At 46.6% G+C, this 21,384-nt stretch carries 14 protein-coding genes; 4 read left to right on the top strand and 10 right to left on the bottom strand.

Annotated elements, in window-relative coordinates; genetic code table 11:
• Positions 1 to 2 precede the first annotated feature (2 nt).
• Together recG and ubiA are read left to right on the top strand one after the other, a co-directional pair.
• Entirely contained in the window at positions 3 to 2,090 is a 2,088-nt protein-coding gene (gene recG, locus JaK3_RS03795; protein WP_068320901.1) for an ATP-dependent DNA helicase RecG, read from the top strand.
• A 10-nt stretch (positions 2,091 to 2,100) separates the two neighbouring features.
• The gene (gene ubiA, locus JaK3_RS03790; RefSeq protein WP_068320900.1) at positions 2,101 to 2,964 is read left to right on the top strand and encodes a 4-hydroxybenzoate octaprenyltransferase; all 864 of its coding nucleotides are present in this window, start codon (positions 2,101 to 2,103) and stop codon (positions 2,962 to 2,964) included.
• On the opposite strand, the gene proC is transcribed toward ubiA, so the two are convergent.
• Genes proC through JaK3_RS03765 form a run of 5 tightly spaced genes read right to left on the bottom strand, consistent with a single transcriptional unit; the run spans position 2,961 to position 8,485 of the window.
• Complete coding sequence (proC, locus tag JaK3_RS03785; RefSeq protein WP_068320896.1) at positions 2,961 to 3,830, bottom strand: pyrroline-5-carboxylate reductase; 870 nt, start codon at positions 3,828 to 3,830, stop codon at positions 2,961 to 2,963. The genes ubiA and proC overlap by 4 nt on opposite strands.
• The gene (locus tag JaK3_RS03780) at positions 3,827 to 4,552 is read right to left on the bottom strand and encodes a YggS family pyridoxal phosphate-dependent enzyme (protein WP_068320894.1); all 726 of its coding nucleotides are present in this window, start codon (positions 4,550 to 4,552) and stop codon (positions 3,827 to 3,829) included. The genes proC and JaK3_RS03780 overlap by 4 nt, the downstream gene beginning before the upstream one ends.
• Positions 4,549 to 5,826, bottom strand: a complete 1,278-nt coding sequence (glcF, locus tag JaK3_RS03775) for a glycolate oxidase subunit GlcF (RefSeq protein ID WP_068320891.1) — start codon at positions 5,824 to 5,826, stop codon at positions 4,549 to 4,551. The genes JaK3_RS03780 and glcF overlap by 4 nt, the downstream gene beginning before the upstream one ends.
• An 8-nt stretch (positions 5,827 to 5,834) precedes the next feature.
• Positions 5,835 to 6,980, bottom strand: coding sequence for a glycolate oxidase subunit GlcE (gene glcE / locus JaK3_RS03770; RefSeq protein WP_068320890.1), 1,146 nt, complete (start codon positions 6,978 to 6,980; stop codon positions 5,835 to 5,837).
• On the bottom strand, positions 6,980 to 8,485 hold the full coding sequence (locus JaK3_RS03765; RefSeq protein WP_240480877.1) for an FAD-linked oxidase C-terminal domain-containing protein: 1,506 nt from the start codon (positions 8,483 to 8,485) through the stop codon (positions 6,980 to 6,982). Before JaK3_RS03765 ends, glcE begins: the two co-directional genes overlap by 1 nt.
• Before the next feature lie 27 nt (positions 8,486 to 8,512).
• On the opposite strand from JaK3_RS03765, the gene JaK3_RS03760 reads away from it, so the two are divergent.
• Positions 8,513 to 9,082 (top strand): cob(I)yrinic acid a,c-diamide adenosyltransferase, encoded by a 570-nt coding sequence (locus JaK3_RS03760; RefSeq protein WP_068320888.1) that lies wholly within the window; start codon positions 8,513 to 8,515, stop codon positions 9,080 to 9,082.
• Positions 9,083 to 9,124: 42 nt separating this feature from the next.
• Here JaK3_RS03760 and JaK3_RS03755 read toward each other — a convergent pair whose 3' ends face one another.
• From JaK3_RS03755 to JaK3_RS03740, 4 genes are read right to left on the bottom strand one after another with little or no spacing between them, the layout of a single operon-like run.
• Positions 9,125 to 10,249, bottom strand: coding sequence for a 3-deoxy-7-phosphoheptulonate synthase (locus JaK3_RS03755; RefSeq protein ID WP_068320887.1), 1,125 nt, complete (start codon positions 10,247 to 10,249; stop codon positions 9,125 to 9,127).
• Positions 10,250 to 10,279: 30 nt separating this feature from the next.
• On the bottom strand, positions 10,280 to 11,770 hold the full coding sequence (tldD, locus tag JaK3_RS03750; RefSeq protein WP_068320886.1) for a metalloprotease TldD: 1,491 nt from the start codon (positions 11,768 to 11,770) through the stop codon (positions 10,280 to 10,282).
• A gap of 20 nt (positions 11,771 to 11,790) precedes the next feature.
• Positions 11,791 to 12,624, bottom strand: coding sequence for a carbon-nitrogen hydrolase family protein (locus JaK3_RS03745; protein ID WP_068320884.1), 834 nt, complete (start codon positions 12,622 to 12,624; stop codon positions 11,791 to 11,793).
• A 6-nt stretch (positions 12,625 to 12,630) separates the two neighbouring features.
• On the bottom strand, positions 12,631 to 16,785 hold the full coding sequence (locus JaK3_RS03740) for a YhdP family protein (RefSeq protein WP_240480875.1): 4,155 nt from the start codon (positions 16,783 to 16,785) through the stop codon (positions 12,631 to 12,633).
• Positions 16,786 to 16,863: 78 nt separating this feature from the next.
• Between JaK3_RS03740 and glnE the strand changes: the two genes are divergently transcribed.
• The gene (gene glnE, locus JaK3_RS03735; protein WP_068320882.1) at positions 16,864 to 19,677 is read left to right on the top strand and encodes a bifunctional [glutamate--ammonia ligase]-adenylyl-L-tyrosine phosphorylase/[glutamate--ammonia-ligase] adenylyltransferase; all 2,814 of its coding nucleotides are present in this window, start codon (positions 16,864 to 16,866) and stop codon (positions 19,675 to 19,677) included.
• Positions 19,678 to 19,704: 27 nt separating this feature from the next.
• Here glnE and recN read toward each other — a convergent pair whose 3' ends face one another.
• The gene (gene recN, locus JaK3_RS03730) at positions 19,705 to 21,375 is read right to left on the bottom strand and encodes a DNA repair protein RecN (RefSeq protein WP_068320880.1); all 1,671 of its coding nucleotides are present in this window, start codon (positions 21,373 to 21,375) and stop codon (positions 19,705 to 19,707) included.
• Positions 21,376 to 21,384: the final 9 nt, after the last annotated feature.

Below are 21,384 nucleotides of genomic sequence, written 5' to 3'. Positions count from 1 at the left end.
CGATGACTACTAAACAAGCGCCAAGCACACTCCAAAAAATGGGTTTAGACAGCCCTATGGCCCTTGCTTTGCACTTGCCATCCCGTTATGAGGATGAGACAGAGTTGCTCACTATTGAAGAAGCCATTGCCCAGGGTAGGTTTGCCTCGGCCCAGACCCAGGGTGTCGTGATTCGTAACCAAGTCTTATTTCGGCCCAGAAGACAGATGATTGTCACTATTGAGGATGAGACCGAGACTCTGAATCTGCGCTTTCTCAATTTCTACCCCAGCCAGCAAAAACAGATGGCGGTCGGCGTCCATGTTCGAGTGCGTGGCGAGGTGCGAGATGGTTTCCAAGGCTCGGAGATGGTTCACCCGAATGTACGCGCTGTAGCTCCAGATGCGCCGTTACCAAATAGCCTTACTCCAGTCTATCCAGCAAGCGTTGGCGTTTCACAGACTGTTATTCGTAAAGCAGTTACACAAGCTTTGCGTGACCCTAGTTTGCAAGAGAGCTTGGCAGAGTTCTTACCTAAAAAACTGATGGCAGAGCTATTGCCCAGTAATGATTGGCCCAGTTTGCAGTCTGCAATTACCTATTTGCATCAGCCTCCCGCTGATGCCAATACTCAATCATTGTTAGAGCGTACGCATCCCGCCTGGCGCAGGGTGCAATTTGAAGAGTTGCTGGCTCAGCAAATTTCTTTAAAGCGAGCGCACGCGATTCGTCGTGAACGAAATGCACCAAGCTTTGCAAAAGTTCAGGAAGAAGGTAAAGATAAAACTAGAGAGCAATCTTTTGAGGAGAGCTTGCTGAAAGTATTGCCTTTTAAATTAACGAATGCGCAAGATCGCGTTTGGTCAGAAATTAGCAGGGATCTCTCCAAGTCGTTTCCTATGAATCGCCTACTCCAAGGCGATGTCGGTAGTGGTAAGACGGTAGTGGCTGCCTTGTCTGCAGCGCGGGTCATGGATCACGGCTATCAAGCCGCCATCATGGCGCCTACAGAGATTTTGGCTGAGCAACATTATCTAAAGATGAAGGAATGGTTTGAGCCTTTGGGGGTAAAAATCGCTTGGTTATCCGGCAGCTTAAAAGCTAAAGAGAAACGACTGGCGCAAGAGGTGATTGAGAATGGGCAAGCTCAGCTCATTATTGGTACACATGCGCTTATTCAAGAAAGCGTGAGCTTTGCCAAACTTGGCTTAGCAGTCATTGATGAGCAACATCGCTTTGGGGTAAGGCAGCGTTTAGAGATTCAGCAACGTGTTGGATCAGAATTGTTTTATTGTCATCAGTTAATGATGTCTGCAACTCCCATACCTAGAACATTAGCAATGACGTATTACGCCGACCTGGATGTTTCTGTCATTGATGAATTACCTCCAGGGCGCAAACCAATTGCCACCAAAGTAGTCAAAGCTAGTCGCCGTGATGAAGTGATTGGCGGACTACAAAGTTGGTTATCAAAAGGGCTTCAGGCCTATTGGGTTTGTCCGCTCATCGAAGAGTCTGAAGCGCTGCAATTACAAACAGCAACAGAAAGCTTTGAGCAGCTGACGCAAGCCTTGCCTGACTTTAAAGTAGGCTTGGTGCATGGCAGATTAAAAGCAGAAGAAAAAGCGGCAGTGATGGCTGCCTTCAAAGCAAATGAAATTCAACTTCTGGTCGCCACTACGGTGATTGAGGTTGGGGTTGATGTGCCTAACGCTGCATTAATGGTGATTGAGCATGCGGAGCGTTTTGGTTATGCCCAGATTCATCAATTACGTGGGCGCGTTGGTAGGGGGGCCGTGGATTCAGTCTGCATCTTGATGTATGCAGAGCCACTTTCAATGGCCGCCAAAGAACGTTTACAAACTTTGCGTGAGACATCAGATGGATTTGTGATTGCCGAACGTGATTTATCGCTACGCGGCCCCGGCGAGTTGCTCGGTGCCAAGCAGTCAGGCGATGCCATGTTGCGCTTTGTAGACCTCCAACGCGATGCCTGGTTAATTGAGCTTGCGCAGCAGGCGGCTGACCGATTACTTGCCGAGCACGCCGATCTGGTGGAGCGACACCTAGAGCGCTGGCTTGGATCTCGTGCAGAGTTTCTAAAAGCTTGATAATTACTTCATGAGCTTAAAAGAGCGTTTCATTTCTTATGGGTATTTAATTAGGTTAGACAAACCTATTGGTACGCTATTGCTGTTGTGGCCTACGCTCTGGGCTCTCTGGTTAGCCAGTAGCGGTATTCCTGATTTATCTATCTTGTTGATTTTTACTCTAGGTACGTTTCTCATGCGTAGCGCGGGTTGTGCTATTAACGACTACGCTGATCGTAACTTTGATCGTCACGTTAAAAGAACCCAGGGACGCCCTGTCACAAGTGGAAAAATTTCTGGGAAAGAGGCGGTGGCTGTAGCAGGTGCGCTGGCTTTCATCGCTTTTTTACTGATCCAGCCTCTGAATGTATTTACAAAGCAACTGTCAGTTCTTGCGCTACTGGTTGCCTTTATTTATCCCTTCACTAAGCGCTTCTTTGCGATGCCTCAAGCAGTCTTGGGAATAGCTTTTGGGTTTGGTATCCCAATGGCATACGCAGCGATTCTGGATTTCGTTCCGCTAGAGGCTTGGATCTTGTTTGTAGGGAATATTTTCTGGGCAATTGCTTATGACACAGCCTATGCCATGGTCGATCGCGACGATGATTTGCGTCTGGGTTTAAGAACTTCAGCTATCACTTTTGGTCGCTACGATGTTATCGCCATTGCTATGAGCTATGGAGTGCTATTTATCAGCCAAGTGTGGGTAGCGCAATTAGCCAACCTTAGTAATTATTTTTTATTAGGCTGGTTCGCGGCCTTGGCTTGTGCAATCTATCACCTAAAGCTGGTTTCTACTCGCAATAGAGAAGATTGTTTTAAGGCATTCCGCCATAACAACTGGCTTGGCGGGTTTTTATTTCTTGGAATTGTGCTGGGTTTGGCTATTAACTAGCTCTGACCCAACTCGTCACCCATAGCTTTGCCACGTTGACTTGCTGCATCAATTGCTTTTTCCAAAATCTCGTGCCAGCCTTGTTGCTTCATCACATCTAAGGCTGCTGCAGTGGTGCCACCCTTAGAAGTAACTCTCTCGCGCAAAACGCCAGCATGTTCATCAGAGTTATGAGCCAACTGTGTAGCGCCCTCAAGGGTTGCATAGGCAAGTTTGCGTGCAGTTGCTGTATCAAGACCGAGCTTCTCACCAGCAGATTGCATCGCTTCTAAAAAGGCAAAAACATAAGCAGGGCCACTTCCGGATACGGCGGTGACTGCATCCATCAGCTTTTCTTCGGACACCCATACCGCTTGGCCTACCGCATTGCAAATGGTTTCTGCTAAAGCACGATCAGCTTGATCAACTGCTGCATCTGCAAAGAGTCCAGTGATGCCTTTGCCAATTAATGCAGGGGTATTAGGCATGGCACGAACACAGCGTGTGTGATCCAGCCAACGACTCATATCTTTTAGGCGAATGCCTGCAGCGATGCTAAGGATCAGTGGGCCAGGTGCGCTTGCATGCTTCAGTTTTGCAGCCAACCCCTTTGCAACAACATTAAAGTCTTGCGGCTTGATTGCCATAACAACGACATTATTTTTGGAGAAGTCAAAAGCAATTTGCTCTAAAGCGCCAATACCCTGAACACCATAGTCTTCGTACAACTTTAACGCCGTTACGGCGTTCGCTTCAACAACGGAAATTTGATTTGGCTCAAATCCGTTCGCAAGGAGGCCGCTAATCAAGGCGCGCCCCATATTGCCGCCACCAATAAATGTGATGTGGGCGTTGCTATTGTTTTGTGCGGTTTTATTTGTGCTCATTTGTTAATCTTATCGCGCTTCCCAAAAATGGCTGTGCCAACACGAACCATCGTACTTCCCTCTAGGATTGCCGCTTCTAAATCATCGGACATGCCCATAGAGAGGGTGTCAAAAAACTGGTATCCCAGTTCACCAGCGTGGGCTGCCTGAATCTGTAGAAAGCACTCACGTAAAGCGGCAAACGCTTGACGTTGCTGCTCTATGTTTGGGCTAGGTGCAGGAATGGCCATTAAGCCCCTGAGAACTAAATTAGGTAGCGAAGTGATGGCATTACAAAGTGCTTCAACTTCCGCCAGTGAGACGCCACTTTTACTGTCTTCTTCGCTTACATTGATTTGTGCGCAAACTTGTAATGGGGCTAGATCAGGGAATTCACCTCTTTGAGCGGAGAGACGTTCTGCAATTTTGAGGCGATCAACACTGTGAACCCAATCAAAATGCTCCGCAACCTCTCGGGTTTTGTTGCTCTGTAGTGGCCCAATGAAGTGCCAGACCAACCAAGGGCGTAATTTGGCAAGCTTCTGGATTTTTTCAACAGCCTCTTGAACATAGTTTTCTCCAAAGGCAGATTGACCAGCATGCATTGCTTCTTCTACTGCTGAAGCCGGAAATGTTTTGCTAACAGCTAAGAGTTCAATTTCTTCGGGCTCACGGTTTGCTGCTAGAGCGGCAAGTTCAATCCGCTCTCTGACTTGCATCAAATTAACAACAATGGAATTCATGAGGCCTTAGAGGATTTAGCAACCAGTTGATCGACAATCTCAATCCAATGCAGCACCGGAGTGTCATCTTGCTGGAGATGGGTAATGCAGCCAATATTTCCTGAAACAATCACCTCTGCTCCAGACTCTTCGCATGCAGCATTGAGATGGGTGAGCTTGTTTTTACGTAGCTGTTCAGAAAGTTCTGGCTGGGTCACGGAGTAGGTGCCTGCAGATCCACAGCAAAGATGACTATCCGTACATAAACGCACACCGATGCCAATGCTTGAAAGTAGTCCCTCAACCTTGCCACGTATTTGTTGGCCGTGTTGCAAGGTGCAGGGTGGGTGATAAACCACGCCAGATTTGGGATCGGTGCCTACCAGTTGCACAAGCTCATTTTGTAACGCAGTAAGAATCTCAGAAATATCCTTAGTCAAATCAGAGATCTTTTTAGCTTTGGCAGCGTAAATGGGATCATTCGCAAACAGATGTCCATAGTCTCTCACCATCACGCCGCAACCGGATGCTGTCATCACAATCGCTTCTACGCCACCCTCTACTAAAGGCCACCAAGCATCAATATTTTGCTTGGCATTATCGAGACCGCCAGCTTGATCATTGAGGTGATAGCGCAAAGCTCCACAACAAGTAGCGCTTGGCGCACTAATCAATTGGATCTTCAATGCATTCAGTACACGTGCTGTTGCTGAATTGATATTTGGCAACATGCCTGGCTGAACGCAGCCTTCTAGCAAAACCATTTTGCGTTGATGCGTAGTTGCAGGTCTTGCGTATGGATCAGTCGAGCTCGCCAATGCCTTATTGAGGGTCAATGGGATCTTGCGTTGAATACCGCTAGGCATTAATGGGCGTACCAAGCGACCCAAGGTCATTGCAGTATTGAATAAAGCTGGCTTGGTCAAACCTTCTTTTAGGGCCCAACGAGTTAGGCGCTGAGCAATTGGACGCTCAGGCGTATTTTCTTCTGCCCATTTGCGGCCAATATCAACTAAGTTGCCGTATTGCACACCACTTGGGCAAGTGCTTTCGCAATTACGACAGGTTAAGCAGCGATCCAAATGCAGGCGTGTCTTTTCTGTTGGTACTTGGCCCTCAGCGATTTGTTTGATGAGGTAGATACGTCCGCGCGGACCATCTAATTCATCGCCAAGGATTTGATAGGTTGGACAGGTAGCGGTACAAAATCCGCAGTGAACGCATTTGCCCAGAATACGGGCTGCCTCGATACCTTCCGGTGTGTTGGCAAATTGAGGGGCGAGTTGAGTTTGCATAGAAATACTTATGGAAGACGTTTAGTGGCAAATACGCCAGCAGGATCAAAGGCGGATCTCAAGCGCTCTTGTACGGCTTCAAGGGCTTTGGAATGAGCTTGCTCTGTGAGTAAGGTAAAGCGCTGATAGGAAGGGTCTACGTTTGCGCCCTGTCTAAAGCGAGTTGCATGACCACCATGAGAATTGGCAATAGCTTTGATGGCTGCAAAGGTAGCTTCATCACCAGGTGCTTTTATCCAGCGTTGCTGTCCATGCCACTCAAAAATAATTTCATCATTAGCGCCAGAAATTGCAATTGGTCCACAAGCTGCAGGCAGCGCTAGACGATACAAAGTTTGATCTGCACCAAGGTTGTCAAAAGCAGAAATTTTTTGCTCGCGCAAATTATTCCAAAAGTCTTCGGCAACTCCTTCATTGAGTTCAGTCGCATTAACCAAAGAACCCATAAGTGGGATCGCAGCCTTAACTGCAGCTGCTGCGCCCGCGAGACGGAAGGTGAGCTCTCCATCTCCACCTTTGGCTGACCCAATCCAGCAGCTAGCAGAAAGTGGTAGTGGCTGGCCTGCCCATTCATTTAATGCTTTTAGTGCTTTATCTTGAGAGAGTTGGCAGCGTAGGGTTGCAGTCGCAGCAGGCTTTGGCAATACTTTTACTGAAGCCTCTAATAAGAGGGATAGGGTGCCCAAGGAGCCTGGTAGTAAGCGAGATACGTCATAGCCTGCAACGTTCTTCATGACCTTGCCGCCAAAGGAAAGATCTTGTCCCTTGCCATCTAGGATGCGAGCACCCAATACGAAGTCGCGGAAATTGCCAACGGTGATGCGGCCAGGTCCAGCTAGACCAGCGGCAATGGCACCACCAAAGGTTGCATTCTCACCAAAGTGTGGAGGCTCAAACGCAAGCACCTGATTTTTTTCTTTGAGGGCTGCTTCAATTTCTTTTAGTGGCGTGCCTGCACAAGCAGTAATCACTAGCTCTTCTGGTTGGTACTCCAAAATGCCCGAGTAAGAGCGAGTATCTAGCTTGGCATAGTTATTGGTATTGCCGTACCAGGATTTTGTGCCCCCACCTTCAATGGAGAGAGAGGTTTTATTCTTGGCTGCATTCAGAATCTGTTCGCGAAATGCATCCACTTGTAGATTGGAGTGACTCATTAGAAGCGCTCCAATTCTGGATGAGGTAACTGACCACCACTAATACGCATACGGCCATATTCAGCGCAGCGGTTGAGCGTCGGAATTGCTTTATCTGGATTGAGAAGTTTCTCTGGATCGAAGGCGCTCTTCACGCCCCAGAACGATTCACGCTCACCTTCACCAAACTGCACGCACATTGAATTAATTTTTTCAATGCCAACACCGTGCTCACCAGTAATAGTGCCGCCAAGCTCAACGCAAGCTTCTAAAATTTCAGTACCAAATTCTTCCGCACGATGCCACTCTTCCTGATCGGCACCATTAAACAAAATCAGAGGGTGCATATTGCCATCGCCAGCATGAAAAACGTTTAAGCAACCAAGTCCGTATTTTTCTTCCATGCCCTGAATACGTTTAAGTAGGGTGGCGATATGACGGCGGGGAATAGTGCCATCCATACAGTAGTAATCAGGGGCCAAGCGGCCTGCAGCCGGGAATGCATTCTTGCGACCACTCCAAAATTTCAAGCGCTCACTTTCATCTTTGGAGATCTGAATGCCGCTTGCGCCTGCTTGTTCGAGCACTTTAGTCATGCGCTCAATTTCTTCAGCAACTTCTTCTGGAGTGCCATCGGATTCGCATAACAAAATAGCTGCCGCATCTAAGTCATAGCCAGCGTGGACAAATTCCTCTACAGCGCGAGTGGTGGCTTTATCCATCATTTCCAAGCCAGCAGGAATAATGCCGGCAGCAATGATGGCAGCAACTGCATTGCCACCTTTTTCGATGTCATCAAAACTTGCCATGATCACGCGAGCCAACTTTGGTTTGGCAACTAGTTTGACTGTCACTTCAGTAACAACTGCGAGCATGCCTTCGCTGCCCATCATGATTGCTAGCAAATCAAGGCCGGGTGCATCTGGGGCTAAGCCGCCAAATTCTACGATCTCACCATTCATTAATATTCCACGGACGCGTAGAACGTTATGTAAGGTGAGGCCGTATTTGAGACAGTGCACACCACCGGAGTTTTCATTCACGTTGCCGCCAATAGAGCAGGCAATTTGCGAAGAAGGGTCTGGTGCGTAATACAAACCAAGATGTGCAACTGCTTCAGAAATGGCAAGATTGCGAACACCAGGCTGAACAACTGCAGTGCGAGTAAATGGATCAATGCTGATAATTTTCTTAAGCTTGGCCAATGACAGCACTAATCCTTGCGAAAGGGGCATTGCACCTCCCGAGAGGCCAGTTCCAGATCCACGAGGCACAACAGGAATTTGCATTGCATAGCAAATCTTCAAAATCTGGGCTACTTGCTCCTCGGTTTCTGGCAAAGCTACTGCCAAAGGCATTCTTCTATAAGCGGCCAGGCCGTCACATTCATAGGGAATAGTGTCTTCTGGCTCCCATAGAAGGGCATGTTCCGGAAGGATTGGGCGCAAAGCCGAAACCAATTTGGACTGAAGGGCGCTAATAGCGGCTAATTCGGGGGGTGGGGTCACCATATTCATAAGAATCATTTTAGCCATTTACCTATAATTAAGCTTATGGGAAATCGACTATCAAAAATCGCCACCAGAACAGGTGACGCCGGGATGACTGGCTTGGGTGACGGCAGTCGCGTGGAGAAGGATCATCTGCGTATCTGCGCTATGGGTGATATCGATGAATTGAACTCAGAAATCGGGGTTTTGATGACTGAGCAGATTCCTGAAGGCATTTCTGCTGAATTGCATGAGCTTTTCCTGCAGGTGCAACATGATTTATTTGATTTGGGGGGTGAGCTTTGCATCCCCAACTACAAGCTACTCAATCCTGAGCATGTAGCTCAGTTAGATGTTTGGCTTGAAAAATACAATCAACAGCTGCCGCCTTTGACCGAATTCATTTTGCCAGGCGGTACTAGAGCTGCTGCACAGGCGCATGTGTGCCGTACGGTTTGCCGTAGAGCAGAGCGTTCGATTGTCCGCTTAGGCTGGGAAGAGCCTTTGTATGATTCCCCCAGGCAATATGTGAATCGTTTATCAGATTTGCTATTTGTGCTGGCACGCATCTTAAATCGTGCAGCCGGCGGGTCTGATGTGCTTTGGAAGCACGAAAAAAAAGAGACTAAGTAAATTAGTCTCTTTAGTTTTGCTTCTTGCAAAATTAATTCTGCATTATTTTTTCTTACTTCTGCGTTTTTTGACGGCAGCAGCAAGACGCTCTAATACTTGCACCGAATCATCCCAGTTAATACACGCATCAGTAATACTGCGACCGTACTCTAATTTACTTGGGTCATCTTTGCCTGGTGTAAATTTCTGAGCACCATCATTTAAATGACTTTCTACCATCACACCAAAAATCTGATGTGAGCCAGATTCAATTTGCTGTGCAACATCATCAGCAACCACGATTTGACGCTCATGTTTCTTGCTTGAATTAGCATGAGACAAGTCAACCATCAAACTAGCTGGAAGCTTGGCTGCTTCTAGCTCAGAGCAGGCAGCTTGTACAAACTTGGCTTCGTAGTTCGGCTCTTTACCACCACGCAAAATGACGTGGCAATCTTTATTACCTTTGGTTTCAACAACAGATACTTGACCATTCTTATGCACAGACAAGAAGTGATGTGGCCGACCTGCTGCTTGAATAGCATCGGTAGCAATCTTGATGTTTCCATCGGTACCATTTTTAAAGCCAATAGGTGCAGAGAGTCCTGATGCGAGTTCGCGATGAACTTGGCTTTCAGTGGTACGTGCACCGATTGCTCCCCATGAAATCAGATCAGCAATATATTGAGGAGAGATGACATCTAGGAATTCGCTACCTGCTGGCATGCCGAGTCGATTAATTTCCATTAGCACTTGGCGGGCAAGACGTAGTCCCTCTTCGATGCGATAGCTTTCATCAAGGTACGGGTCATTGATCAAACCTTTCCAGCCAACAGTAGTGCGTGGCTTTTCAAAATACACACGCATCACAATTTCTAGTTCGCCAGCAAAACGTTCGCGCTCACTTAAAAGGCGTTGACAGTATTCGAGTGCTGCACGTGGATCATGAATAGAGCATGGTCCAATAATGACGAGTAAGCGGTCATCTTTACCGTGAATAATGTCGCGAATCTTTTTGCGAGTTTTGCTGATCAACGCTTCTGTTGGTGTTCCAGAAATTGGAAAGAAACGGATTAAATGCTCTGGCGGAGGCAGAACAGAAATCTTGTCGATGCGTTGATCGTCGGTATCGGAGGTCTTGTCGACCGCGGAGTACCAATTAGCGGGATTTGTATTTTGTTGGCTCATCCGGCTATTTTAAGCCGTAATTTGCCAATATCAGGCAGTCCCGCCCACGGTAAGGCTGTCAATTCGGAGAGTAGGTTGCCCAACTCCAACCGGAACGCTTTGCCCTTCCTTGCCGCAAACCCCAACCCCGCCATCGAGTTTGAGGTCATTTCCGATCATGGAGACCTGTTTTAGGGACTCTGGACCGCTGCCAATAATGGTGGCACCTTTAACGGGGTATTGGATTTTGCCGTTTTCAACCCAGTAGGCTTCTGAAGCGGAGAAAACAAATTTGCCGCTGGTGATATCCACTTGGCCACCGCCAAAATTGACCGCATACAAACCACGTTTAATACTGGCCACGATTTCTTGGGGATCATCTTTGCCAGCCAGCATGTAAGTATTTGTCATACGCGGCATTGGAAGCGAGGCAAAGCTTTCGCGTCGACCATTTCCGGTGAGGGGCATATTCATTAAGCGTGCATTGAGGCTGTCCTGAATGTAACCCTTCAAAATGCCATCCTCAATTAATGTGGTGCATTGCGTAGGCGTACCTTCATCATCAATGTTTAAAGAGCCTCTACGTCCAGATAGGGTGCCATCATCCACTACAGTGACACCTTTTGCGGCAACACGTTGCCCAATTCGACCGGCAAATGCAGAAGATCCCTTGCGATTAAAGTCACCCTCAAGACCATGACCAACTGCTTCATGCAAAAGGACACCAGGCCATCCTGGCCCCATCACCACAGTCATTGGGCCTGCTGGGGCAGGACGAGATTCTAGGTTCACTAAAGCGCCATCAACCGCTTCATCAACATAGCGATTGATGAGTTCTTGATCGAAGTACAGGTAGTCATGGCGCGCGCCACCACCGGAAGATCCAGATTCTCGGCGACCATTTTGTTCTGCAATGACATGGACCGAAACGCGCACCAGGGGGCGGACATCGGCAGCCAATAAACCATCAGCCCTAACCACTAAAACTACATCAAACTCCCCAGCAAGACTTGCCATCACCTGAATAATGCGTGGATCACGCGCCTTAGCTCTGCGCTCAATGCTTTCTAGTAACGCGATTTTTTCCTTTGGCTGTAGTGAGTCAAGAGGGTTGATATCTGAGTACAGTTTATTTGATACGGGGTTAAATGATTTACTTGCAACCGCTTGCTTGCCGCCTGCTGGTCCGATTACTCGAGTTGCTTTTGCTGCCTTGCTTAAAGCTTCTAAATTAATTTCATCTGAATAGGCAAAGGCGGTCTTATCACCATAGATGGCGCGGACCCCAACACCTTGATCAATATTGAAGCTGCCAGATTTAACGATGCCCTCTTCAAGACTCCAGCTCTCGCTGCGAGTATGTTGAAAGTAAAGGTCCGCATCATCAAGACGATGGGTAAATAGATGGCCAAAGGTGTGATGCAAATCTTGTTCTGATAATCCTGTTGGCTCAAGCAGAATAGATTTGGCTAATTTAATAAGGTCTGCTTGCTTTTTGGCTTTAGTCCAATTTGCAGGAAATAGTGCTTCTGGTGCATTCATGTGATTGGGCGGATCTTTCTTTAAATCTTGCGATGTGCAAGTGCAGGTAACTTAGAGCGTACCTCGTTTAATTTATCTTTGCACAAGACACCAGAAATAAAGCCTTCTCCTTCAGGGAGATTGGCTAAGATCTCGCCCCAAGGGTCAATCAACATGCTATTACCCCAAGTGCGACGCTGGTTTTGGTGTTTACCACCTTGGGCTGAAGCTAATACATAACTTTGGTTTTCAATGGCTCGGGCGCGCAACAGAATTTCCCAATGGTCTTTTCCGGTGGTGTAGGTAAATGCGGCCGGAATGATATGGCAATCTACCTGACCTAGCGCGCGATAGAGTTCTGGAAAACGCAGGTCATAACAAATACTTAAGCCAAAAGTCCAATTGTTGCCATCAACAGAAATCTTTAAGATCCCTGGCTCATTTCCAGCCTCAATCGTTTCCGATTCTTGGTAGCGCTCGGTTGCTGTTTGAAAGCCAAATAAATGAATTTTGTCGTAGCGAGTGATTTGTTGGCCTGCGGGATCAAATACAAGAGTTGTATTGAGTACTTTATTTGGATCTCTTGCCTCAAGCGGAATAGTGCCAGCAACCAAGTGCAGCTTGTTCTGTTTGGCAATCTGGGAGAGCTGCTCTTGGATGGGGCCGCTACCAAAGCTTTCGCGTGCAGAGACTTTATCTGTGTCCTTAAGACCCATTAAGCAAAAGTATTCTGGTAGAACGGCTAACTGCGCGCCATCCGCCGCCGCTGATGAGATGAGCCTACTTGCTGTAGAAAGGTTCTCTTGCAGACTGGGAGTGGAGACCATCTGAATAGATGCGACCTTGAGATTTGAGGAATTTACAGGTGTGCTCATAGCAATCTAGTTTGCAGTTTTATTTGGAGCGCTTGAATTGTTTGGGTTGGTTTGTGGCCCCGTAGTATTGTCCGGTTTGCTTTGCTCTTTAAGCAAGTCCTTGCTACGAATCGTATCTAATGTTTTTGTATCAATTGGCTGACCTTTTTGATCAAGTGGAATGACTTCCGGGTTATCCCATGATCCTTGCACTAAATAATCAGACTGTAGGTTGCGATTAATTTGGCTGGTAATGAGGTATTGCCCAACAAGAGCGCCAAGACCTATGATTGGGTTGATGGCAAATGCGGCTAAAGAGCCTGCAGTTGCATCAATTGTTGGAAAAATGGTGACACGTAAATCTTGCGTTTGCTTGGGGATGTTGATTTGTCCGGTCATAGCAACGCGCGCCTGATCTAAGCCCATTGTGAATTGCTTGGTTTGAGCTACACCTGCATTCAAATCAAACGAGGCATCAATCGTATTGAATGGCGTTCCTTTGGTAACAATATTTCCTAGACTACCTTTTAGGTCTAACGTGGCAAACCTAAATAAACTTTGCAAACTCAGAACATCTAGTAGCTTTGCTCCACTGGTATTAACTTCTAAGAGGCGACCTTTTTCTAAATTTAAATTTGCCTTGCCTGACAGGGTCTCATATTGAGGGTTGAATGGGGAGCCGTCCCAATCTGCATTGATTGTCAACTTGCCTTGCCCGCCCTCTACTGACTTTTGATTAGTCCAGTGACCAATAATCTGGCCCGCATCCTTAATATCCAAATCAATATTTAAGTTGGTGTGTGCGGGGGTAGTTTGCGTAGCCCCAACCCAACGACCAGTTGTAGTTGAGCTACCTTGTGGATTGTTGAATTGAACAGATTCGAAATTGACAGTATTGCCTATGGTCTTAGTTTTAATTTTTACCTGACCAAGCCGTGCTTTGTTCCAATCAAAATCATCAATGGTTAATTCAATACTAGGCATCGATCCGGGGCCAAATTTATTTTTAGTTGGCGGAGTTTTTGAAGTTTGCTTTGTAGGGATTGCTGCGCTAACAAGCTCTTCGGGAATCTTTAAGCGCACAAGACGTCCGCTAATTAAGTCGCTACCGTCAGATGTTGTAGCTGGTTGATATTGGATATTGCCGGCAACTTGAGGGGATCCTCTCATGCGCAGTTGCCAGGTAGCACCTTTATTGCTTGCAGCCAAATTAATATCCTGCCAGACGCGGTCAAACAAAGTTAATTGTTTTACTTGTGCTGAAACTTGGACATTACTTGTAGTGTTTGGGTTAGCGCTCACCCCAGATTTTTTTCTGTTTTGATTACTCAAAAATTCTTGCCAAGCATCTGCGTTCAACTCATTGCTAACAATATTTAGCGCAAGGCCCTCTTGAGGAAGGATGGCGGGCGCGCCAATGCCTACAGCTTGACGAAGCAGGTCATCACCAGCAATTTCGCCTTGAATAAAGTAGGAGTCCCCAATCTTTCCATCCCAAGTGAGGCGGCTGGAATTACTTTTTGTTTTGGCGAAGGTTTTAAGGTTCAGCTGACCAGACATCAAGGTACCCGCCTGTTTTTTCAGGGGTGCGGGCGCAGTACTACCCCAGTCACGCATGTCGATTTTTAGGCTAGTTTCGCTATTACCCTTGTTGAAATTAATAATGCCGTCATACCTAGCCACACCACTAAGGGATTGCAAAATAGGGGATGCCTGTACTGCAGCATCCTTTGCAAAGTAATCCTTGATGAAGTTCGCAGAAATATTTCCTGTGATGCTGTAGCTTTGGCTGCTTTGGTTAGGTGTTGTGCTCGAAATTTTAATGGAGCCACCAAGAAACTCAGCTGTAATATCTTCGAATTCTGGATTGACTTCGGTAATGCGAATTTTGCCTTTGAGATTTTCAAAAGGAGGTATGTTGGCCCACTGAACTCTATTGCCAGGGAAGTTAATTTGAATATCCGTATTGGTATCACCAGTGCCGGATAGTGGGATTTTTAAGCCAAGATTTAAGTTAGTAGGCCCTGTAATCTTTAAATTTTTCTCAAGCTCAGCCTGTTTCTTGCCGACAGGTGAGGTAAATAAATAATCCAGGAGTTGCGGCGCATCGCCCTGTGCTTCGCCATTTACTGTCAGGATTAATTGCTTTGCACTAACACTTGGTATCTCAGCATGGAATTTGCTTAGGGCAACCTGTTTGTAGCTTGCCTGATCAATGTCTACCGTAAAGTTGGCATTCTGCATATTAATAACGCCATTCACGTTATTAAAGGCGGGCCATAAACCTTGTGCAGGTGATGTGGAGGGCACCGGGCTAAAGGTTGCGCCAACGATAGGTAGATTGAGCGTGAATTCTCCGGAGCCTGCTTTTGGGAAAGGCACCTCATTAGGGTCACCTTTAATATGGAGATTCCCCTTTTTAATTACTCCTGCATCAAAGGCTTTTCTTAAATAGGTTTTGACTTCGCTTCCCATGCTAACTGGCAAATATCTATAGGCAGTCTGTAGATTTGCTTGTGCAAAGTCCATATCCAGTGTCATGAAGTCTGGCTTATTAACTTCGCCAATGATGTAGTTCAGATTGAGTGTTGTCGAAATCTCAGGATTACTCAGTGCTAACTGCTTTGTTTTAATAACCCAGTTACCTTTTTGTTTTGACCAGGAAATTTGACCATTAGCTTTATCTAGTTTTATTTTTGGATCCACCAATAGATCATTTATCTCCACTCCTAAATTATTGGATTGGATGGTGAAGCTTCCTTTGGTTTGGTCTGCAGCCAGAAATCCTGACAGATTTGATACAGAGGGCATAGATTTGTTGATGCCGATAAAACTAACATCGATCAGTTTTGCGCTCACATTAAAGCCTAGTTTGCTTGATTTAAACCAGCCACCGGGAATATTCAGCGCTGATAAAGGCGATTTGCTCTCAGACCAAGAGATATCTAAATCTTGCAGCTCTCCATCAGCTTTAGAGGCTTTAATCCATTGCTGGACTTTTTTAGAGAGTGGAAGATTAAGGGCAAATAAAGCAATATCCTCAACGGAAATCTTGGGGGATGAAAAGCCAAACTCTTTAATTTCTTCATCGCCTGCCGGCGGTCTCCATCGGAAAGTCATGGGGCTTAAATTCTCTAAGGAAGTTGATTTTGGGCTTTCGGTATCACGCCATGCAAATGTCTTGGTAGTGATAGAGATCATTCCGTTATCAGTTTCCTGAGTCAGGTTTGTTTCTAATCGCCCAAGAGCAATTGCATCCTCATTCTTAGATAGTTGAATTGTTAAATCATCGGCTGCAAGATAAATTTCTCCACCATCAGGCTTGCCGTTATCAATTTTTAATTTCCCCTTTGAGCTGAGTGCGCCCTCTAGAGTATTTAGTGGGAGGGAAAATTCATTCGCAATCTGACCGAGCTGAAGGGTATTTAAATTCCAGGAGATGGTTCCAATCCAATCGCGCCAATTGCCTGCTTGGCCGCCTATGTGATGGACTAAATCAATATCCAGTAGGAGGGGGCCCTTGGTCCAGGGAGTTGTTGCGCTGATTGAGCCTATGTGGCTGCGAATGCCGTTACTGAGAGTAAGACTTTGTATCTCTATCGCAGTAGACGGCTTCTTTTTGAGTTGGTCCTCCCAAAATAATTTGACATCCTTTACTCGAATTTCGTTTTGAGAAAAAAGCCAATTCTCTGCAGAGTAATCATTCGTCTTGCCATCAATCGAGATGCCTGCAACACTAATAGCGCCCTTGCTATTCCGTTGTGCATAAATTTCAGCGCCTTCAAAAGTGAGTTCTTGAAAAAATGGTGCGAGATGATAAAAGGAAGCCCAACTTAACTGTCCGTTTATCTTTTGTATAAATAAAAGAGGTTTTGTTTTTTCTGGGGCGTTAAAGCGCAAGCCTTCGATTTCAAAATCAGGCCTAATTCCCGTCCATGAAACATGCAGTGAGTCCATCGATACATCAGCGCCAATTCGCGCGCTGATGAGTTTTTCAACTGAGGCCTTGGACTTCTCGATTTGCGGCCAAAGAATAAAACGTACCCCCATATGCACCAGTACAGAAAGGGCCAGAATTACGCCCCCCAAAATCAAGGCACGCTTACGCCAAGTTCGACTCGAACCTTGAGGACGTTTAGCAAGCGCGCTCTTAAGGCGAGGCGGAATAATGTTTTGCAGCATGACCCCTATTATCCGTCAGCCTTAGCTTCATCGCCAAGCTTATGGCAGGGGAATTCAAGGTCGGATTAAGATGGGGGGATGGATGATTTTTCCCAACAAATCGATTTTTTGCAGCGGCATTCAACTTATGCGCGACGTTGGCTAAGTGCGCGCCCCGAATGGGTTGAGTGGCTTGCCATTCAGGGGCAAAAAAAGGTTGATTTGCAAGGTATTAGGAATTTACTGGATGAGTGCCAGGCAATTTCTGCATCAAACGAGCAGGATGAGGCTGAGTGGATGGCCAATTTGCGCTTGGCAAGGCAGCGCTTAATATTATGGGTGGCATTTCGGGATCTAAATGGTTTGGCTGATTTGGATGAGGTCACCCACGCACTAAGTCATTTTGCCGAATTAGCGGTTTCCGCTTCGATTGCATTTATTCGAGAAGATCTCAAAAATCGTTTTGGTTTGCCTTGGAGTAATACGACCCAATCTGAAATGCCTCTCATGGTTGTTGGTATGGGTAAATTGGGTGGTCTTGAGTTAAATCTCTCTTCAGATATCGATCTCATATTTTTGTATGAGCATGAGGGTGAGACTGCTGGTGGCCCTAAGAGCTTGTCTAATCACGAGTGGTTTTCTCGAATGGGTAAGCGCTTAATCAAGTTACTTGCTGAGCACGATGCCAACGGTTTTGTATTCCGTGTAGATATGCGCCTTCGTCCTAATGGCGATTCAGGGCCTTTGGTATGTAGTTTAGACATGTTAGAGGAATACCTTTTGGTGCAGGGTAGAGAGTGGGAGCGCTATGCCTGGATTAAAGGTAGGTTGATTGCGCCACTACCAGGGTCTCCAGACTTTGCTCATTGCCAAAAAGAACTTGATCAGCTGATCCGCCCCTTTGTATATCGCAGGCATTTGGATTACGGCGTTATTGCCTCTATTCGTGATCTGCATGCACAAATACAGGCCGAAGCTGAAAAAAGATCCTCGGGTCATCAAGGGCGTTCACGTGATATTAAGTTGGGTCGCGGCGGCATACGAGAGATTGAGTTTTTAGCGCAAATGTTCCAGTTGATGAGGGGGGGCACGGATCCTCGCTTTAGAGTGCGCCCTAGCTTAGAAGTGTTAGAGCTCATTAAGCATTGCAATATCCTACCCGCTCATGAAGTGGAGTCATTACAAGCTGCTTATATTTTCCTAAGACGTTTAGAGCATCGCATACAGGTTTGGGATGATCAGCAAACGCATTACCTGCCAGATGATGAAAGTGCGCGTGCACGCTTGGCGATTTCGATGCAAGGTCAAGATGCCCAGGCGGGTGATCTTATGGCTGAATTGGAACAACACCAAAATCATGTTGCTCACTTATTCGAAAAAGCCTTCTTGTTGGACGATGGTGCGCGCCTTGAAATAGCCCCCTTAGCTATTGGCTGGGTTCCTGATCAAGCATTCTTCCCTGGCTCTTGTGCGCGCTGGCAGGCTTGGGTAGATAGCCCAAAGCAAAAGTTATTACCTGAAAAAAGCCGTTTAATTTTTGATAACTTAATGTGTAAAGCCGCAGAAAGTTTGCAAAATGATGGCTCTAATTCAGCTCATGCAGATCAAACACTATTACGTTTTTTTGACTTGCTTGAGGCGATTGCTAGGCGCAGTGCATATCTTTCTATTTTGGCCGAGTATCCCAGAGCACTGTCAAATGTATTGGATTTGCTCAAGGCCTCTCAATGGGGAGCTCAATATTTAACGCGCCACCCCCATTTACTCGATTACTTATTGAATTCTCAGGCTGAAAGAGCATTAATTGAGGATCCGGAAAAATATTGGGGTGATGTGAGATCTAATCTCAATATGCAGCTTGATGATGTGATGTCTGATGGTGATGGCTCTGAGCAGGCAATGGATATTTTGCGAGTGACTCATCACAATGAAACGTTCATTACGCTATTGACGGATCTCGGAATTGGCGTGCAACAAGCGTTGCCGGTAGAGCAGGTAAGCGATCATTTATCTGCGCTGGCAGACTTGATTCTGCAAACTACCTTTGAGCGAGTATGGCCAAGCGTGCTTAAGAAGTTTGAGTTACCTGCCGATACAAATCCACCTTTTGCTGTTATTTCTTATGGCAAGTTGGGTGGTAAAGAGTTGGGCTACGCATCTGATTTAGACATTATCTTTTTATATCAGGCAGATGAGGCTGATTACGCTGCCCAAGAAATTTATGCCCTGTTAGCAAAGAGAATGATTAACTGGCTTACAGCATTTACTTCTACCGGCAGTCTATTTGAAATTGATACTCGTTTGCGTCCCAATGGATCAGCTGGATTCTTGGTGACCAATGCGGAGGCTTTTAGGAAGTATCAGCTTCGTGAGGGTGACAATGCCGCTTGGGTTTGGGAGCATCAGGCTCTCACGCGTGCGCGCTTCTCAGCGGGTAATTCGCTGGTGGGCTCATTCTTTGATTCGGTTCGTTCTGAAGTGTTAAGCCAACAAAGAAACATTGAGCAACTCCGCTCTGAAATTTTAGAGATGCGTCGTAAAGTCCATGCAGGTCACCCTAACGCCAACCCAGAATTTGACTTAAAGCACGATGCTGGCGGCATGGTAGATATTGAGTTCATAGTCCAATTCTTGGTGCTTGCTTATGCTCATCAGCATCCAAAATTGATCGGCAATCTCGGTAATATTGCTTTGTTACAGATTGCTGGTGAGATTGGTTTGATTGCTGCTGAGGCGGCGCAATCCGTTGGCGATGCTTATCGCTTATTAAGGGCGCGCCAACATCGATTACGTTTAGACGGAGCTGAAAAAACTCGGGTCGATTTAGACCAAGAGCCTGAGTTCATTGCTGCTAGGGATGCAGTTCAAGCACTTTGGCTAGAAATATTTAAAGCGCCCTCTAGTTTGAACTAGAGCACCTTGTTGCTTAAGATCGTTACTTTAGTTTTGCTCTAGTAATTCGCGAGCATGGCGACGAGTGGTATCAGTAATGGTGGCGCCGCCAAGCATTCTGGCTACTTCTTCGACTCGCTCAGTTCTGCCAAGGACTTGCACATGCGAAACGGTCTTCTCACCACTTTGCGATTTGCTAATCTTAAAGTGATGATTACCTTGCGCAGCTACCTGAGGTAAATGGGTTACGCATAAGATCTGATGGGACTGGCCTAATTGATGCAATAGCTTACCTACGGTTTCAGCGACAGCTCCGCCAATGCCAGCATCGACCTCGTCAAATATGAGGGTCGGCGTGAATGAGGCTTTGCTGGTAATGACGCTGATAGCTAGGCTGATGCGCGCTAATTCACCGCCGGAGGCAACTTTTGCGAGTGAGCGAGGGGTGCTGCCGGCATGACCAGCTACTAGGAATTCAATTTGCTCCAAGCCGTGCGATCCACCTTCGTTTAGCGGCACCAGAGCAATCTCCAGGCGACCGCCTGCCATAGATAAATCTTGCATAGCGCTAGTCACTAATTCACCCAGTTCTTTTGCAGCCTTACTACGTTTTTGTGTGAGTTGTTTTGCTAGCTTTAAGTAGGTGGCCTCTTCCTGCTTAACCTGCTCGCGAAGCGCTTCAATATTTTGTGAGGCTGTTAGGGCATCTAGTCGCTCTGCTGTCTCGAGCAGAAGCTTTGGCAGCTCATCAGTTTCAGCGCGATATTTACGAGCGGCACTATGCAATGCTTGCATACGTTTTTCAACTTGCGCAAGACGAGCTGGGTCCAAATCTATTTTTTGTAAGTAGCGATTGAGTCCATGAATCGCTTCGTCCAGCTGAATGCTTGCTGACTCTAGCGATTGACTAATGTCGCTAAGGCTGGGGTCATGCTCAGCAAGCGCACTGATATTTACGCATACTTTAGACAGGGTGGATTCCAGTGAATTATCAGCGTCACTCAAAATATCAACTGCCTCTTGGCAGCCGCCAATCAGCTTTGCGCCATTGGCTAAACGAGCATGTTCACTTTGAATGTTCGCCCATTCTCCTTCCTGTGGGGAAAGGTCGGTGAGTTCATCTAACTGCCACTGAAGGCGCTCGCGTTCACGCTCCACATCTTGACCAGCGTTTTCTGCTTGTTCAAGGCGACGACGTGAATCTGCAAGTGTTTTGAATGCTGTTGCTACTTCACTGGCAAGCGGAAGTAATCCAGCATGACTATCGAGGAGCTCTCGTTGAGCGCCTCCCTTTAGCAAAAGTTGGTGCGCATGTTGACCATGAATATCTACTAATTGATCGCCTGCTTCACGCAATTGCGTTAAGGTGGCAACGCTGCCATTAATAAAAGCACGGCTGCGACCATTGGCCTCCACCGTTCTTTTGAGTACCAAGCTTTGTCCGTCATCCTCCAGAGGAAAGCCTTGCTCATCAAGCCATTTACTCAACTCTTTAGACTGATTTGGCTCAATGCGAAAGAGGGCGGAGATTTCTGCTCGGTTACAGCCTTCACGAATTTGACTGCTATCAGCACGTTCCCCCAAGGCCAGGCCAAGAGCATCAAGGAGTATGGATTTGCCAGCACCAGTCTCACCTGTCAGAACGGTAAATCCGCTAGTGAGATCTAACTCTAGTTGATCAACAATGACAAAGTCACGAAGTGAGATGGTTTGAAGCATGTATTAGCG

This window comes from Polynucleobacter yangtzensis, assembly GCF_001595965.1.
GTDB lineage: Bacteria > Pseudomonadota > Gammaproteobacteria > Burkholderiales > Burkholderiaceae > Polynucleobacter > Polynucleobacter yangtzensis.
Note: the sequence above shows the minus strand (reverse complement) of the source record. Positions and strands in the feature narration are given on the sequence as shown.

Excerpts from the sequence above, each read along its gene's own strand:
- recG (WP_068320901.1), top strand. The coding sequence starts at position 3 with ATGACTACTAAACAAGCGCCAAGCACACTCCAAAAAATGGGTTTAGAC.
- ubiA (WP_068320900.1), top strand. The coding sequence starts at position 2,101 with ATGAGCTTAAAAGAGCGTTTCATTTCTTATGGGTATTTAATTAGGTTA.
- proC (WP_068320896.1), bottom strand. The coding sequence starts at position 3,830 with ATGAGCACAAATAAAACCGCACAAAACAATAGCAACGCCCACATCACA.
- JaK3_RS03780 (WP_068320894.1), bottom strand. The coding sequence starts at position 4,552 with ATGAATTCCATTGTTGTTAATTTGATGCAAGTCAGAGAGCGGATTGAA.
- glcF (WP_068320891.1), bottom strand. The coding sequence starts at position 5,826 with ATGCAAACTCAACTCGCCCCTCAATTTGCCAACACACCGGAAGGTATC.
- glcE (WP_068320890.1), bottom strand. The coding sequence starts at position 6,980 with ATGAGTCACTCCAATCTACAAGTGGATGCATTTCGCGAACAGATTCTG.
- JaK3_RS03765 (WP_240480877.1), bottom strand. The coding sequence starts at position 8,485 with ATGATTCTTATGAATATGGTGACCCCACCCCCCGAATTAGCCGCTATT.
- JaK3_RS03760 (WP_068320888.1), top strand. The coding sequence starts at position 8,513 with ATGGGAAATCGACTATCAAAAATCGCCACCAGAACAGGTGACGCCGGG.
- JaK3_RS03755 (WP_068320887.1), bottom strand. The coding sequence starts at position 10,249 with ATGAGCCAACAAAATACAAATCCCGCTAATTGGTACTCCGCGGTCGAC.
- tldD (WP_068320886.1), bottom strand. The coding sequence starts at position 11,770 with ATGAATGCACCAGAAGCACTATTTCCTGCAAATTGGACTAAAGCCAAA.
- JaK3_RS03745 (WP_068320884.1), bottom strand. The coding sequence starts at position 12,624 with ATGAGCACACCTGTAAATTCCTCAAATCTCAAGGTCGCATCTATTCAG.
- JaK3_RS03740 (WP_240480875.1), bottom strand. The coding sequence starts at position 16,785 with ATGCTGCAAAACATTATTCCGCCTCGCCTTAAGAGCGCGCTTGCTAAA.
- glnE (WP_068320882.1), top strand. The coding sequence starts at position 16,864 with ATGGATGATTTTTCCCAACAAATCGATTTTTTGCAGCGGCATTCAACT.
- recN (WP_068320880.1), bottom strand. The coding sequence starts at position 21,375 with ATGCTTCAAACCATCTCACTTCGTGACTTTGTCATTGTTGATCAACTA.